Source organism: Pectobacterium betavasculorum (genome assembly GCF_000749845.1).
In the GTDB taxonomy this organism is placed as follows: domain Bacteria; phylum Pseudomonadota; class Gammaproteobacteria; order Enterobacterales; family Enterobacteriaceae; genus Pectobacterium; species Pectobacterium betavasculorum.
Genome location: NZ_JQHM01000003.1, coordinates 101873 through 117712 on the forward strand (window position 1 = coordinate 101873; position 15840 = coordinate 117712).

Consider the following 15840-nt stretch of genomic DNA (forward strand, 5'->3'; position numbering starts at 1 on the left):
TTCTGACGTGGTGGACGTCCACGTCAGATATTTTTTAGCTAAAAATATCTATTTAGTTAACAGCTCATTTTTGGTACTTAATATCACATTTTCTTATTTTGTTTATCGCCGATATGGCGATGCACATCTTTGGCAATATTTTTTGCCATAAATCAGGTGCGCTTCTCTATGGTGCGCTTCAGGCGAAGCAATCGTTTGTATTGCTGACGGCGTAATTTTTGTTATGTTGGCAGAGGCTATTTAGCACTCTGTCACATTTGAAGTCTGAAAATAAGGTCGGGAAATGGCAAAGGTATCACTGGAAAAAGACAAGATTAAGTTTCTGTTAGTGGAAGGCGTGCACCAGAGCGCGCTGGATAACCTGCGTGCAGCGGGTTACACCAATATCGAGTTCCACAAAGGGGCGTTGGATCCTGAAGCATTAAAAGCTTCTATCCGCGATGCGCATTTTGTGGGTATCCGCTCGCGTACCCATCTGACAGAAGAGATTTTTGCTGCTGCGGAAAAATTGATCGCAGTAGGGTGTTTCTGTATCGGGACTAACCAGGTTGAACTGTCGGCCGCGACCAAACGCGGTATCCCAGTGTTTAATGCGCCTTTTTCCAATACCCGATCCGTGGCGGAAATGGTGATCGGCGAAATGTTGCTGATGCTGCGTGGTATCCCCGCGGCAAACGCGAAAGCGCATCGTGGTATTTGGCACAAACTGGCTGTGGGATCGTTTGAAGCTCGCGGCAAAAAGCTCGGCATCATCGGCTACGGTCATATCGGTATGCAGTTGGGGATTCTGGCTGAAGGCCTCGGTATGCACGTTTACTTCTATGATATTGAAAGTAAATTGCCGCTGGGTAATGCTCAGCAGGTACGCCATCTGTCCGACCTGTTGAATATGAGCGACGTGGTGAGTCTGCACGTGCCGGAAAATGAAAGCACGCAGGATATGATGGGCCCGGAAGAGCTGGCGCTGATGAAGCCGGGTGCAATCCTGATTAATGCTGCCCGCGGTACGGTGGTTGATATTCCAGCACTGTGCGAAGTATTGAGAAGTAAACATCTATCCGGTGCGGCGATAGACGTATTCCCACAGGAACCGGCAACCAACAGCGATCCATTCTTGTCACCGCTGTGCGAGTTTGACAACGTGCTGCTGACGCCGCATATCGGTGGTTCCACGCAGGAAGCGCAAGAGAATATCGGTGATGAAGTGGCCGGCAAACTGGTGAAATACTCAGATAACGGCTCTACGCTGTCTGCGGTGAATTTCCCGGAAGTGTCGTTGCCTGTCCATGGCGCACGTGCGAGCCGCCTGCTGCACATCCATGAAAACCGTCCTGGTATTATTACCAAAATTAACCAGATCTTTGCTGAACAGGGAATTAACATTGCCGCGCAGTATCTGCAAACGACACCTGAAATTGGTTATGTGGTAATTGATGTCGAAACTGACGGTGCACAAACGGCACTGCAACTGATGAAGGCGATTCCCGGCACGATTCGTGCCCGTCTGCTGTTCTGATGTCTGATTGATCAGTGAATGCACTATCAGCCCATTGACAAGTCTATTTACTGAATGAAAACGGGAGTAACGGAATAGAAGAGTAAAGCGTTTGCGCCAGGGACAAAAACGTCAGGAGCGTTTTTGAACGTCGCCTGCGACGGCCCTGAAAGGCTGAATCTCAGGGATGAGATTCATATCCGCGCAAGCCGAGCTTACATGGACGTACTTGCAGCGTCTTTACGATCTATCCGTTACTCCGCTCTACGGGCTTTGTCAGCAACCTCATTTATTACAGCGCGATGACGATCTTACCGCGCATATGCCCTTCCAGCACTTTATCGTGAGCCTGCTTCAGCGTGTCTACCGTTAACCCTTGCAGCGCTTCGCTGGCGGTTCCCTGAAGTTTTCCTGCATCAACCAGCTGTGCGACTTCGTGCAAAATATTCCCCTGTTCCGCGATATCCGGCGTGGTGAACATGCTGCGGGTAAACATTAATTCCCAGTGCAGCGCCGCGCTTTTGAGTTTCAGCGCCGTTTGGTCGAGCGGATTTTTGTTTTCCACGATGGTGCAGATGTGTCCCATCGGTGCGATCAGTTTGCTGATGGCATCCCAGTGGCCGTCGGTGTCGTTCAGGCAGAAAATATAATCGATCTGTTTGATTCCTTCCTTTGCCAGTTCCTCGATCAGATTCCGGTAATCCACGACCTTATGGGCACCGCGCTGGCGGCACCACTCTGCCGAGTCAGGCTGTGACGCAGTGGCGATGATATTTACCGAACTGCGCAGCGCGGCCAGAGAAATCGCAAGGGAGCCTACGCCGCCTGCACCACCGATAATCAGCAGAGTTTTGTCGCTGTCGGCCTGCTGTATTTTCAAATGCTCGAATAAGCCTTCCCAGGCGGTCAGTGCCGTGAGCGGCAGTGCGGCCGCCGCTGCCCAGTCCAGAGACACCGGCTTGCGCGCTACGATACGTGAATCAATTAACTGATGGGTGGTGTTGCTGCCGGGGCGGGTGATATCGCCGGCGTACCAGACTTCATCGCCTACTTGAATGTTGTTAACCGCGCTGCCGATTTTCAGCACGACGCCGCTGGCATCCCAACCGAGAATTCGGGGCTGCTGTAATCCATTCTGACGTAACCCAGCATGAACTTTGGTATCCACGGGATTGACGGAAATGGCTTTTACGCCGACCAACAGATCGTATTCACCAGGCTCGGGAATATCCTGCGTGATGGCAATGAAATTTTCTGGCTGTTGTGGATCAACGGCTATCGCATGAGCGGTCATGGTCTGTTCCTCATTATTTTCAGAATGCGGTCTTGTGAATAAAACCTATTTTTGCATAAGCCAAAGTGTAGAGCACAGAGATAGGACTGATAAGATGGACAATAAATAATGCAGTGTTCGTCTGAGGTGAACAATCATGTTTAAGCAATTGCAGGATATGGCGCTGTTTGCGCTGGTGGCCGAGTGTGGCAGTTTTACACAGGCGGCGCGAAAAGCGGGGCTGGCAAAATCTAGCCTGAGTTTGCGCATCAGCCAGCTCGAACAACAGATCGGCCTGCGATTGCTTAACCGAACGACGCGCCAGCTAAATCTGACGTTTGCAGGCGAACGTTACCTGATTCACTGTCAGGAGATGCTGCAAGCCAGTGAACGCGCCGATCTTGCTATACAGCGCTTGCGTGATAACCCCAGCGGGCGACTACGTATTACCAGCCCTGCGGGGCTAGGTTCCACACTGCTGGCGCGACTCACTGCCGAATTTCAGCAGCGCTTTCCGGCGGTATCGCTGGATGTTCTGATTTCAGATGCGGTGATCGATCTCGTGCAGGAGGGCTTTGATGTCGCTTTTCGCACCGGTAAACCTCACGATTCGTCACTCATTGGGCGTTCACTCGGGCAGACTCCGCGCTATTTGCTGGCATCGCCTGACTATCTTGCGCGGCATCCCGCATTGCTTCATCCGCAGCAGCTCCAGCAACACCACTGCATTGCGCATCATGCCTGGACAGAGTGGCTCCTTCACCGTGGTTCAGAGCTCTATCGTTGGCTATTACCTGACGCACACATTACAGACAATCTGCTTTACGCCCGCGAGTGCGCTATTGCGGGGGCAGGGATTACGCTATTACCGGATTTTCTCTGCCGCGATGAGGCTGTTGCTGGCAAGTTGGTCAGGGTTCTGCCGGATTGGCAGGTGGAAGCCAATGAGCTTTATCTGGTGTACCCCAGCCGCAAGCTAAATTCGCCCGCGTTAGCGTGTTTCATCGACTTCGTTTTACAGCATCGCACGTTAGATGATTACTCAATACTTTTGAAAAAGTAACAGTGATATATTGCGCAGAGATTTTTTGTTTCATTTTTTATTTAAACGGTAAAATTTTTATTGAAACGTGATTTCTGTCAGCTTGTTTTAGGTACGTTTTAGATTGGGAATGCCGATAACAATATTGGTTCCTTTTGACTTTTTTATGAAAGGCATGCCCTGCGTGGCGTTTTGTCACGGTGATATTCGGGCTCTGTCACATTGATTAGTGATAGAGATAATGTATACCAGTGATGGTGAAAATGAGAATGCAATCGATGTCTGTTAAGAAAGATAAGTTGAGTTACATTAACAATATACGTCTCGTATCGTTATTTATTACTCTTTTTTCAATTATCCTGATTCTCTTTGCGCTTTCTATTGGCACAGCGAGCTATTTCTTAAAGCAGAGTAATGATTCACTGGATAAGGCAAATGAGCTGTCTGATATTCGCGCGGGTATCAGCAGTAGTCTCGATCAGTTGCGTGTTGCCAGGCTGCTGCTCATTCAGGCTGGTGCGGCAAACCGTATTAGCGATCACGAAGTATTTAAAGCTGCTTCAGACCAGGCTGCTGGCCGGATCAGAGCCTCACAGAAACGCCTTGATGAATATCTCGCGCGTCCCGACAGACTGGAGAATGAAAATGCCTTGGACGAGGATATCCTCAAGGCTTATACCAACTATCGCGATAGTGCGATTGTTTTGATGCAGAAAGCCACAAGTGATGGTGAATTTGAAGATCTGGTGTCGTTGGAAAGTACGCTGGCGCGCACGTTAGATGAAGAGTTTAGCGTTCCTGTACGTAAAAAAGTGACTGAACTGACAAAAGCCGCGCAGGATATCAATCAGCGGGCGGAACAGAACGCCCAACTGGGATACTGGATGATGTCGGGCTCGTTTGCGTTGTCCATCATTATGGCAATCATGGCGTATATCATGGTGCGCAATGTGATCCTTGCGCCAATCAATAGACTGGTTGAACGTATTCAGAAAATTGCAGCGGGTGACCTGACGCTACCACCCATGGCGATGGGGCGTAATGAGATTGGTATTTTGGGTTTGAATATTCAGAATATGCAGGCGGAGTTGACAGATACGGTGACGATCGTGCGCGAAGGCGCGGATTCGATCTATCAAGGATCGTCAGAAATTACGGCAGGCAACGTCGATCTCTCTTCACGTACCGAGCAACAGGCTGCTGCTCTGGAAGAAACCGCAGCGAGCATGGAACAACTGACCGCAACGGTGAAACAGAACTCTGATAATGCTCACCACGCCAGCCAACTGGCAAAAAATGCCTCTGAAAAAGCGGAGAAGGGCGGACAAATTGTGCAAGGCGTGGTGGACACGATGCAGGATATTTCCACTAGCTCAAAACGCATTTCTGAGATCACTTCCGTTATTAACAGCATCGCTTTCCAGACCAATATTCTGGCGCTGAACGCCGCAGTAGAAGCGGCACGAGCAGGCGAACAAGGGCGTGGTTTTGCCGTCGTTGCGGGTGAAGTTCGCAATCTGGCGCAGCGTAGTGCGCAGGCGGCGAAGGAAATCGAAACGCTGATTGGCGAATCTGGCAGGCTGGTGGATATCGGCTCAGGGCTGGTGGCGCAGGCAGGGACAACCATGGGCGAAATTGTCCGTGCGGTTGTCAGCGTGACGGACATCATGGGGGAAATAGCTTCCGCTTCTGATGAACAGAGTCGCGGTATTGGGCAGGTCAGTCAGGCCGTGTCTGAAATGGATAGCGCAACGCAGCAGAATGCGGCATTAGTACAGGAAGCGTCGGCAGCCGCCGTTTCACTTGAAGAGCAGGCCGCGCGTTTGACGCAGGCTGTCGCGGTATTCAAGCTGTCCGGTATCGTCCAGCAAGTGAGGTCATCATTGCCGAAATCTGCGCCGCAACCGCGTTTAGCGCCCGCAATAGCTATCGCCGGATCCAGCAACAAAGGCAACAATAATCAAAACTGGGAAACGTTCTGATCGCTTCCAGTCAATGACACACCATCAGAAAGAAAAATGGCCCGCAATGTATTGCGGGCCATGTGTTTACCACGTTCGATGACGGCTTATTTAGTAATCTTTTTGTATTTGATGCGGTGAGGCTCCAGCGCCTCTGCGCCCAACGTACGCTTCTTGTACTCTTCGTATTCAGTAAAGTTACCTTCGAAGAATTCCACTTTACCTTCATCCTGATAATCCAGAATGTGCGTGGCGATACGGTCGAGGAACCAACGGTCATGCGAGATCACCATGGCGCAGCCTGGGAATTCCAGCAGGGCGTTTTCCAGCGCACGCAGGGTTTCGATATCCAGGTCGTTGGTTGGTTCATCGAGCAGCAGCACGTTGCCGCCTACCTGCAATAGCTTAGCCAGATGCAGACGACCGCGCTCACCACCAGATAATTCACCAACACGTTTGCCCTGATCAACCCCTTTGAAGTTGAAACGGCCAACGTAGGCACGGCTAGGCATTTCGGTGTTGCCGACACGCATGATGTCTTGCCCGCCGGAGACTTCTTCCCAGACGGTTTTGCTGTTATCCATCGCGTCGCGGAACTGGTCGACTGATGCCAGTTTTACGGTCTCACCCAGCTCAATCGTGCCGCTATCTGGCTGTTCCTGACCAGACATCATGCGGAACAGCGTCGATTTACCGGCACCGTTCGGGCCGATAATCCCGACAATCGCGCCTTTTGGTACGGAGAAAGAAAGCCCGTCGATGAGCTGGCGTTCGCCGTAAGACTTGCTGAGGTTGGTGACTTCCACCACTTTATCGCCGAGTCGCGCACCCGGTGGAATAAACAGTTCGTTGGTTTCGTTACGTTTCTGATATTCCGTGTTGTTCAACTCTTCAAAGCGTGCCAGACGCGCCTTACCTTTGGACTGACGGCCTTTAGCGCCTTGACGCACCCACTCCAGCTCTTTCTCAATGGATTTACGTCGTGCCGCTTCCTGAGAGGCTTCCTGTGCCAGACGCTGATCTTTCTGCTCCAGCCAAGACGAGTAGTTGCCTTCCCACGGAATGCCTTCGCCACGGTCCAGTTCCAGAATCCAGCCCGCTACGTTATCGAGGAAGTAACGGTCGTGGGTAATCGCCACCACGGTGCCTTCGAAGTCGTGCAGGAAGCGTTCCAGCCAGGCTACTGACTCGGCATCCAAGTGGTTGGTTGGTTCGTCGAGCAGCAGCATGTCTGGTTTTTCCAGCAGCAGGCGGCACAGCGCAACGCGGCGACGTTCCCCCCCAGACAAGGTCGCGATTTTCGCATCCCACTCAGGTAGACGCAGCGCATCTGCGGCGCGCTCCAACTGGTTATTCAAGTTATGACCGTCGTGCGCCTGAATGACTTCTTCCAGTCGACCTTGCTCGGCGGCCAGTTTATCGAAATCTGCATCCGGGTCGGCATACAGCGCATAAACTTCATCAAGACGCTTCAGCGCGGTCACGACTTCAGATACCGCTTCTTCCACGGATTCACGCACGGTGTGCTCCGTGTTTAACTGCGGTTCCTGCGGCAAATAGCCGATTTTGATTCCAGGTTGTGGGCGAGCTTCACCCTCGATGTCCGTATCAATGCCAGCCATAATACGTAGCAGCGTTGATTTACCGGACCCGTTCAGACCCAGTACGCCGATCTTGGCTCCGGGGAAAAAACTGAGGGAGATGTTTTTCAGAATGTGACGCTTCGGCGGAACGACCTTACCGACGCGATGCATGGTATAAACATATTGAGCCACGTTGCGACTTCGCCTCTCTCTTATCTCTATGATTTGTCACCACAAGCGGGTGACCATGGGTAATTAATAGCGCTGCTGAAGCATATGCCTTTAGCAGCGGCTCGATTATTCTAAGCACATTATTCTAAGTATGAAGTGTAGCGGTTTTCAGCCCGCGATCCCAGCTATCCGGCGATTTGCTATGGCCGATCTGAGACGTATGCCCGCCTGATGAATTTCAGAATCGGTTTGCGGATCGGCATACCGTTGTCTGGCATGATGTGCCACACTAGATCTGCCCGATATATCCGTCATACTTCAAGCTGCTTGTGCGTTGGCAATACTCGGCTCATCTCTGAGCCTCGCCCTGAAGGGCCGCCGCAAGCGGCGTTCAAATTGGCTAAGCCAATTTGTCCTTACTCACCCCAGTCACTTACCTGAGTAAGCTCCTGGGGATTCATGCGGTTGCCGCCTTCATGCAACTCGAATTATTTTGGGTATAGGATAGGGGGATCGATACGATGAAGGATGCCGATAGCAAGTTCGATAACGGATGAGGTTAATGCAGGTGATGAAAGCAGGTCATTGGTGGTACGCCGTTGCGGCGGTTTGTCTGGCTGGGGCTTCCGGTCATGTGCTGGCGGACTCTTTAGACGAGCAGCGTCAGCGCTATCAGCAGGTTAAGCAAGCATGGGACAGCAACCAAATGGACACGGTAGCGCAGCTGATGCCGACGCTGCGCAATTATCCGCTTTATCCTTATCTTGAATACCGCTCGCTCACGCAGGATCTAAGTCAGGTCAGCGCGACGCAGGTGAAGCAATTTATGGCAACGCACCCGACGTTGCCGCCCGCCCGTAATCTCACTACCAGCTTTGTGAATGAACTGGCGCGCCGTCAGGACTGGATCGGGCTGCTGGCATTTAGCCCACAGCCGCCGAAGCCAGTGAGTGCTCGCTGTAACTTCTATTATGCCCAATGGGCAACTGGCCAGCGTCAGGGCGTGTGGGAAGCTACGCGTGATATCTGGCTGACCGGGCGTTCGCTTCCTACCGTGTGCGATAAACTTTTCTCCGTCTGGCAGCAGGCAGGTGAGCAGACGCCGCTGACAACGCTGGAGCGCGCGCGTCTGGCGATGGATGAAGGCAGCGGCAGTCTGGTGAGTTATCTCATCAAGCAGTTACCCGACGATTATAAAACGATGGGCGATGCGCTGCTGAAACTTCAGAACGATCCGAGTTCGCTGGAGAGCTTCGCCCGTACCGTCGGGCCAACGGATTTCACCCGTAAAGTCACGCTGTCGGCCTTTACGCGCACGGCGCGTCAGGATACGGATAACGCCCGTTCGATGCTGCCGGTCATTGCCCGTTTGCAGAAGATGAGCGCCGCAGAACGTCAGGATATGGAAGAAACCATCGCCTGGCGTTTGATGGGCAACGACGCTACGCCAGAGCAGGCACAGTGGCGGGATGATGTGGTGCGAAGGAGTACGTCGACTACGTTGCTGGAGCGTCGGGTGCGGATGGCGTTGGGTACAGGCGATCGGCAGGGGCTGACGAGTTGGATGGCGCGCTTGCCAACGGGTGCATTACAAAAAGATGAATGGCGCTACTGGCGTGCGGCGGCGCTGTTGGATCAGGGCAAACGTCAGGAAGGTGAGACGATATTACGTGGCCTGATGCAGGAGCGCGGGTTCTATCCTATGGCGGCGGCGCAGAAACTAAACGAGCGCTATCCCATTACTATCATGACGGCGGTGAAGCCAGATCCTTCTTTATCTCAGCAACCGGAAATCACCCGCGTGCGGGAATTGATGTTCTGGCAGATGGATAATTTGGCACGTAGCGAGTGGGTCGGGCTGGTGGCGAATCGTAGCAAACCGCAGCAGGAAGCGCTGGCTCGCTATGCGTTTGAACAGCGCTGGGCGGATTTGAGCGTGCAGGCGACGATTGTCGCGAAGCTGTGGGATCATTTGGAAGAACGTTTCCCGCTGGCCTGGAATGACGAATTCCGCCGTGAAACGCTGGGGAAAGGGATTAACCAGAGCTATGCGATGGCGATTGCCCGGCAGGAGAGCGCGTGGAACCCGAAAGCGCGCTCGCCCGTTGGTGCATCGGGCCTGATGCAACTGATGCCTGCGACAGCGCAGCATACCGCTAAAATGAGCAATATCACGTTCTACACCAACAGCAGCCAGTTGTTTGATCCTGAGACCAATATCCTGTTGGGAACCAGCTATTTGGAATACGTGTATCAGACATTTGGCCGTAACCGCATTCTGTCTTCCGCGGCTTACAACGCCGGGCCATCGCGCGTAAATACCTGGTTGAGGAACAGCGCGGGACGTATCGATCCCGTCGCGTTTATCGAAAGTATTCCGTTTTCGGAAACGCGGGGTTATGTGAAAAATGTGCTGGCCTATGACGTCTTCTACCGCTACTTCCTGCATCAGCCAGCTAATGTACTGACGGATGCAGAATGGCAGCGGCGTTATTGAGACGGGGCGTTGCGATCGCTCCCTGAAATTGTGTTATGCTGCCGTACTAGTTAAATAGTATGGCAGCCTGATATGACTCCGTTATCGCTTATCGACCCCGCACTTTCTGAACAAGACAATGAGCACTGGTTACGCTTCGTCGCGCTATTGCAGCAGTCTATTACGGAGGATCTTCAATTGCCGCTGCTTCAACTCTTGCTCACGCCGGATGAGCGTACAGCGTTGGGAACGCGGGTGCGAATTGTACAGGAGCTCATGCGGGGTGAAATGAGCCAGCGTGAGCTGAAAGGCGAGCTAGGTGCGGGAATTGCCACGATCACGCGTGGTTCAAATAGCCTGAAAGCCGCGCCCCCTGCGTTAAAAAGCTGGTTGGAAGCGCAGTTGCTGTCGGCAGATAAACCGTTAGGTAATGACGCGTAACGGCTACTGTTTTGCGGTCTGAACGGGAATCTGATAGATCGGGTTATGGAACGGTACCAGTGCCAGCAGCAGTGCCTGATGATATACGCTGGTACGTGACAGCTTGCCGTCGGTGAAGACGCCGATGGCACCGCCTTTATGTTTGATATTCTGAACGCCCGTCAAGCGCTCCATTTCATCACCTAATTCCCGCCCTTCACGAATACCATGTAATATACTTTCTGGAAGAACCAGGCTTGCTGAACGTGATTCGCCACGCAGATGAGTATTTTCGATCACCATCCAGGCGAACGTCATACTTTCTTCAATGCCAGCTTCTATACCGACCCAAAAATCGGCTTCCGGACGTACCTGACGTGCCATCATGACGCGATTTCTGGCGCCTGTACGGGTTTCGAGCGAGCCGAGAGGCTGACGCGGGACGCCGCTATCGACGTCAACGCCTTCGATGCGGCAATTTTCTTCACCAAAGACATCGGTGAATGCCAGGCTAATAGCCTTAATTTTTGCCGGGTTGGTAGTTGCAGCGACAACGTGATACATAACAGTTTCGTACCTTTAGTTAATTTGACGCAGTATAACGGAAAACAACCATGTTACAGGTATATCTTGTTCGCCACGGCGAAACAGAATGGAATGTGGCTCGACGTATTCAGGGTCAATCGGACAGTGCTCTGACGCCAAGAGGTGAGCAACAGGCACAACAGGTTGCTGAACGAATCGGGACGTTAGGGATTACGCATATTTTTACTAGCGATCTCGGAAGAACGCGCCAGACGACAGAAATCATCGCTAAATATTGTGGTAATTGCCAGATAATCCTGGAGCCCGGTTTACGCGAATTGAACATGGGCGTATTGGAATCGCGCGATCTGGATTCGCTGACCGCCGAGGAGGAAGGGTGGCGTAAACGGCTGGTGGATGGCACACCTAATGGCCGAATCCCGGAAGGTGAATCGATGGTGGATGTCGCATCACGTATGCACGGTGTCTTAGAACGTTGTCTGGCATTGCCTGCTGGGAGCCGCCCGTTGCTGGTTAGTCACGGCATGGCGCTGGGGTGTTTACTCAGTACGGTTCTGGGGCTACCTGCATCAGCTGAGCGACGTCTACGACTACGCAACTGCTCCTTGTCACGCATCGATTATCAGCAAAGTCCGTGGCTGGCATCTGGTTGGGTGGTGGAAACGGCCGGGGATATTTCTCATTTAGATATCCCGGCACTGGATGAGTTACAGCGCTGAGATCGGCTCTGCATGCTGGATGGGAATGAGGTACTCGCAGCGGATGATGTCGGGAATATCATCGCGCGATGTGCCGTCTGGGTGGAAGCGTTCGGCATCGAACCCTTTGCGGCGCGTGAGTTGGAAGGTCGGCAGACAGGTGTCATACAGCGTGATAATAAAATCCTGTAGCTCGTCTTTCGGCCCTTCAAATACGAACATCGCGTAGTCGCCGCCCGGTAGCGTAATGGGTTCGCCAGTGTGGACGTCATCGGGCAGATACTGCGGCTCCAGCGCGGTGGTGTAGAGCACCTCGTGTTCATCGTCTTTCTCTTTACTTGGGCGCGAATGATGCAACCCGTAAAGTACTGGCGGAACGGAGCAGGTCTCACCCAAAAATTGGCGCCAGTAGTGGACGCGAATTTCTGTACGGAAGTTACAGATCTGTTCAAGTCGACAGTTATAGGTTTGTGTCAGCCCAAGTAATTGCGTTTCTGGGAGTTCCACAAACTGCGGCTGGGGTAGGGTAAATTCACCGAGCCGAATTGGCGGACGAATGCCGAAAGTATTCCAATTATCGGAACGACGATAAGACGCTGGCGTTTGGGCAAACTGCTTTTTAAACGCACGGGTAAACGTTTGTTGTGAGTCAAAACGGTATTGCAGAGCAATATCAAGGATGGGGCGGCTGGTCAGACAAAGTGCAACCGCCGCTTTGGTCAATCTCCGCGCTCGGATATATGAACCAATAGCATTGCCCGTTACGTCTTTGAACATTCTTTGCAGATGCCACTTGGAATAACCTGCTTTCGCTGCCACATTATCGAGTGATAGCGGTTGGTCGAGATGGCTTTCCAGCCAGTTAAGCAAGTCACGTATGATACCGGCTTGATCCATAATCTTCCTCATCAAACACATTGAGCGCGAGCGTATTGAGATCCCGCATCATAGCAATATTTTCGCTTTGGTACTGCCGAAGATTTTTGAAAATATTCCGCAGGTAATTTGGATAAGATGGATTATCAACGTTGTTTATTTCGTACATCCTCTTTTTGGTTGTGGTTATTAACTGTTTGTCATGAGTCATCACAGAGCCTGAAATATGAATATAAAGCGAATCATGAGTGTGGGTCTGCTAGTGCTGTCCGCCGTTGGCACCGCCAGTGCGGAAGAGGTTGGATCTGTTGATACGGTCTTTAAACTGCTGGGGCCGGACCATAAGATCGTGGTGGAGGCGTTTGACGATCCCGATGTATCAAACGTGACCTGTTACATTAGCCGAGCCAAAACCGGTGGAATCAAAGGGGGATTAGGGTTGGCGGAAGACACATCGGATGCGGCAATCTCCTGCCAGCAGGTTGGGCCGATTACGCTGTCCGATAAGATAAAAAGCGTCGGTAATCGCGGGTCCGTGGTATTCCAGAAAAGAACGTCGCTAGTGTTCAAGAAATTGCAGGTTGTTCGGTTTTACGATCAAAAACGTAATTCTCTGATCTACCTTGCTTATTCCGATCGACTGGTCGATGGTTCGCCGAAGAACGCGTTGAGCGCGGTACCGGTTATGCCGTGGGGAAAGAGTGAATAACGAGCGGTAAGAAGGGAAAACAGCCGGAACAGTAGCCTGCTCCGGCTGAGTAGGATTAATTTTCCAGATCGCCACAGAAGCGGTAACCTTCGCCGTGGATCGTCGCGATGATTTCCGGTGTATCCGCTGTCGATTCAAAATGCTTGCGGATACGGCGGATGGTGACGTCAACGGTGCGGTCGTGCGGCTTAAGCTCACGACCGGTCATTTTCTTCAGCAGTTCTGCGCGAGACTGAATCTTGCCGGGGTTTTCGCAGAAGTGCAGCATCGCGCGGAATTCACTGCGCGGCAGCTTGTATTGCTCACCAGCCGGGCTGATCAGAGAACGGCTATTGATGTCAAGTTCCCAACCGTTAAAACGATAGCTTTCCACCAGACGACGCTCTTCCGTGCCACTGCCCAGATTCATGGTACGTGACAGCAGGTTACGTGCGCGGATTGTCAATTCACGTGGGTTGAACGGCTTGGTGATGTAGTCATCCGCACCGATTTCCAGACCGAGAATCTTATCGACTTCATTGTCGCGACCGGTGAGGAACATCAAGGCAACGGTGGCTTGCTCACGCAGTTCACGTGCCAGCAAGAGGCCATTTTTCCCTGGCAGATTGATGTCCATGATCACCAGATTAATGTCATTTTCGGACAAAATATGGTGCATTTCTGCGCCATCGGTGGCTTCGTGAACAACGTACCCTTCTGCCTCAAAAATGCTCTTGAGGGTGTTACGGGTTACCAACTCGTCTTCAACAATAAGAATGTGCGGCGTCTGCATGTTTGCTACCTAAAATTGCCAACTTAAATTATAGAAATCGGAAGTACAGAAGTCGCTGTCATACCCTGCTGGCCCTCTGGCTACAACGCCAGTTATTCCGGGTATTTCCCTGGAGCTTATCGAGGTAAATATACGCTCTCGCTCAACATCAGACTCAAGTACGTAAATGCGTTACTGGTGTTCATTCTCTACCCGCTTAGAGGTACTGCTAGTGGGTGAGCGTGGCGCTAATTTAACTGCGCTCAAAGTGGCGCACAGTTTAACCTTATTAACAGCAACATAACAGTAAGCACTGATTTTGGCTGCTGATAAATCTACGGTTCTGTTGACATATATCAAATTTCATTTTAGCACGTTAACTATTTTGTGATAAACACTTATAGGATTGCTAGTTTACGTCACAATTTAGCACTTTTTATGAACGATTTAGCATAGTAAATGCCAATGATCATAATTGATGCTACACAGTCGTTGATATTTTTTTAACTTATTGAAATAAAATAATTTACCTTTTTTGTTAGGGTTTCTTCCCCCTGCTTATTTTTTTGGACTCATCGATGTTCCTTACCGACGGCGGCGCAGATGACATAAATTCTGTTGGGTTATTGTTAATTTCCCGCTGTTGTTATCAATAAATTGTCGTTATCAATAAATCGTTATCGATTACAGGGCTGTGTTGTTTGGCTCTCAGATAATATTTTGCCAAGACACATGTAACCCATACTGGGGAGTCTATGCAGTTTCATATTATTTTGGTTGAGCCCGCTCGGGCAGAGAACGTAGGTGCGGCGGCTCGTGCGATGAAAACGATGGGGTTCAGTAGCTTACGTATTGTCGGTAGTTCGGTATACCAAGAGCCTGCTGCCCGTTGGGTGGCGCATGGTTCAGGGGATATTCTGGATAATGTGCAGGTATTTCCCACGCTGGCTGACGCACTGGTAGATGTTGATTTTACGGTGGCGACCACCGCGCGTAGTCGGGCTAAATATCGTTATTACTGCACGCCAGCGGAACTGACAGGGGTATTGCAGGAGAAGGTTCAATGGATGGCGTCTGCGGCGCTGGTGTTTGGTCGGGAAGATGTTGGCTTGACGAATGAGGAACTTGAACTGGCAGATGTGCTGACTGGTGTGCCGATGAAAGCGGATTATCCCTCGCTGAATCTTGGTCAGGCAGTGATGGTGTACTGTTACCAGTTGGCTGAACTCATGCAGGTCAAACCGGAAGCGGCTCAGCCCGCTGTGCTGGGGCAATTGTCGGCTTTGCACGATCGTCTGAATCGGCTGCTGGTCAATTTGGCGGTTGAGGATGATGAAAAACTGCGGGACTGGCTGCATCAGCGACTGGGGCGTTTAGAGCAGCGTGATACGGCGATGCTTCATCGCTTGCTACACGACATTGAAAAAAGATTGCCGAAATAAGATAGCAGAGATGGCTTTTTTGGCAGTCGAACATTTTGAAGCGTGTATTTTGACAATGGTTTGTCCGGCTTATTCCTGTTTAGGCAGTGAGTTTAGCGGCAGAGGTTTTCCGTTCGGCGAGAAGAAAAAAAAGAAATCCGTTGACTTCAAAGGGCGATTGCCTAACTAATAGGGCAGATAACTCTACTTCTAATGAGATTCGATTTTAGCATGCGCACTATCAGCCTAATCACCACGATTATTACCATCACCGATACAACCAGTAACGGTGCGGGCTGACGCATATAAAGATTCCAGAAAAAGCCCGCACCGAACAGTGCGGGCTTTTTTTTTATGGCAGGTTATCCCTCAACGTCGTCTGCGGGCGGCATACAAAAAACGCTTTTAGTGTTTTGGT

Annotated in this window: 14 protein-coding genes and 1 other annotated feature; of the genes, 9 read left to right on the forward strand and 5 right to left on the reverse strand. The window is 51.4% G+C overall.

What is annotated here, in order from left to right:
• The first annotated feature begins 283 nt into the window (after positions 1 to 283).
• Positions 284 to 1516 carry a phosphoglycerate dehydrogenase gene (gene serA / locus KP22_RS10550; protein WP_039305551.1) on the forward strand — a complete coding sequence of 411 codons (1233 nt, stop codon included), beginning with the start codon at positions 284 to 286 and terminating at the stop codon, positions 1514 to 1516.
• 271 nt (positions 1517 to 1787) lie between these two features.
• On the opposite strand, the gene KP22_RS10555 is transcribed toward serA, so the two are convergent.
• Positions 1788 to 2789 carry a zinc-binding alcohol dehydrogenase family protein gene (locus tag KP22_RS10555; protein WP_039324159.1) on the reverse strand — a complete coding sequence of 334 codons (1002 nt, stop codon included), beginning with the start codon at positions 2787 to 2789 and terminating at the stop codon, positions 1788 to 1790.
• 136 nt (positions 2790 to 2925) lie between these two features.
• Here KP22_RS10555 and KP22_RS10560 point away from each other — a divergent pair, with 136 nt between their 5' ends.
• A complete protein-coding gene (locus KP22_RS10560) occupies positions 2926 to 3831 on the forward strand; it encodes a LysR family transcriptional regulator (RefSeq protein WP_039305557.1) in 906 nt (301 codons plus the stop codon).
• A gap of 257 nt (positions 3832 to 4088) precedes the next feature.
• Complete coding sequence (locus tag KP22_RS10565) at positions 4089 to 5792, forward strand: methyl-accepting chemotaxis protein (RefSeq protein ID WP_039324162.1); 1704 nt, start codon at positions 4089 to 4091, stop codon at positions 5790 to 5792.
• 86 nt (positions 5793 to 5878) lie between these two features.
• Here KP22_RS10565 and ettA read toward each other — a convergent pair whose 3' ends face one another.
• The gene (ettA, locus tag KP22_RS10570; protein WP_072012570.1) at positions 5879 to 7546 is read right to left on the reverse strand and encodes an energy-dependent translational throttle protein EttA; all 1668 of its coding nucleotides are present in this window, start codon (positions 7544 to 7546) and stop codon (positions 5879 to 5881) included.
• A 541-nt stretch (positions 7547 to 8087) separates the two neighbouring features.
• On the opposite strand from ettA, the gene sltY reads away from it, so the two are divergent.
• Complete coding sequence (sltY, locus tag KP22_RS10575) at positions 8088 to 10022, forward strand: murein transglycosylase (RefSeq protein ID WP_039305566.1); 1935 nt, start codon at positions 8088 to 8090, stop codon at positions 10020 to 10022.
• A 72-nt stretch (positions 10023 to 10094) separates the two neighbouring features.
• The gene (gene trpR / locus KP22_RS10580; protein WP_039305568.1) at positions 10095 to 10442 is read left to right on the forward strand and encodes a trp operon repressor; all 348 of its coding nucleotides are present in this window, start codon (positions 10095 to 10097) and stop codon (positions 10440 to 10442) included.
• A gap of 3 nt (positions 10443 to 10445) precedes the next feature.
• Here the strand turns inward: trpR and yjjX are convergent, their stop codons facing one another.
• Positions 10446 to 10985: an inosine/xanthosine triphosphatase gene (gene yjjX / locus KP22_RS10585; RefSeq protein WP_039305571.1), complete on the reverse strand. Its 540-nt coding sequence runs from the start codon at positions 10983 to 10985 to the stop codon at positions 10446 to 10448.
• A gap of 50 nt (positions 10986 to 11035) precedes the next feature.
• Here yjjX and gpmB point away from each other — a divergent pair, with 50 nt between their 5' ends.
• Positions 11036 to 11686 (forward strand): 2,3-diphosphoglycerate-dependent phosphoglycerate mutase GpmB, encoded by a 651-nt coding sequence (gpmB, locus tag KP22_RS10590; protein WP_039324166.1) that lies wholly within the window; start codon positions 11036 to 11038, stop codon positions 11684 to 11686.
• On the opposite strand, the gene robA is transcribed toward gpmB, so the two are convergent.
• Complete coding sequence (robA, locus tag KP22_RS10595) at positions 11675 to 12562, reverse strand: MDR efflux pump AcrAB transcriptional activator RobA (RefSeq protein WP_039305577.1); 888 nt, start codon at positions 12560 to 12562, stop codon at positions 11675 to 11677. The genes gpmB and robA overlap by 12 nt on opposite strands.
• Positions 12563 to 12767: 205 nt before the next feature.
• Between robA and creA the strand changes: the two genes are divergently transcribed.
• Positions 12768 to 13250 carry a protein CreA gene (gene creA / locus KP22_RS10605; RefSeq protein ID WP_039305583.1) on the forward strand — a complete coding sequence of 161 codons (483 nt, stop codon included), beginning with the start codon at positions 12768 to 12770 and terminating at the stop codon, positions 13248 to 13250.
• A 55-nt stretch (positions 13251 to 13305) separates the two neighbouring features.
• Here creA and arcA read toward each other — a convergent pair whose 3' ends face one another.
• Positions 13306 to 14022: a two-component system response regulator ArcA gene (arcA, locus tag KP22_RS10610; protein WP_010300511.1), complete on the reverse strand. Its 717-nt coding sequence runs from the start codon at positions 14020 to 14022 to the stop codon at positions 13306 to 13308.
• 734 nt (positions 14023 to 14756) lie between these two features.
• Here arcA and KP22_RS10615 point away from each other — a divergent pair.
• Positions 14757 to 15443 carry a tRNA/rRNA methyltransferase gene (locus KP22_RS10615; protein ID WP_039305585.1) on the forward strand — a complete coding sequence of 229 codons (687 nt, stop codon included), beginning with the start codon at positions 14757 to 14759 and terminating at the stop codon, positions 15441 to 15443.
• Positions 15444 to 15653: 210 nt separating this feature from the next.
• Positions 15654 to 15722, forward strand: a complete 69-nt coding sequence (gene thrL / locus KP22_RS23035; RefSeq protein WP_014916714.1) for a thr operon leader peptide — start codon at positions 15654 to 15656, stop codon at positions 15720 to 15722.
• Positions 15661 to 15776: a sequence feature (Thr leader region), on the forward strand. (Overlaps the previous gene by 62 nt.)
• Positions 15777 to 15840: the final 64 nt, after the last annotated feature.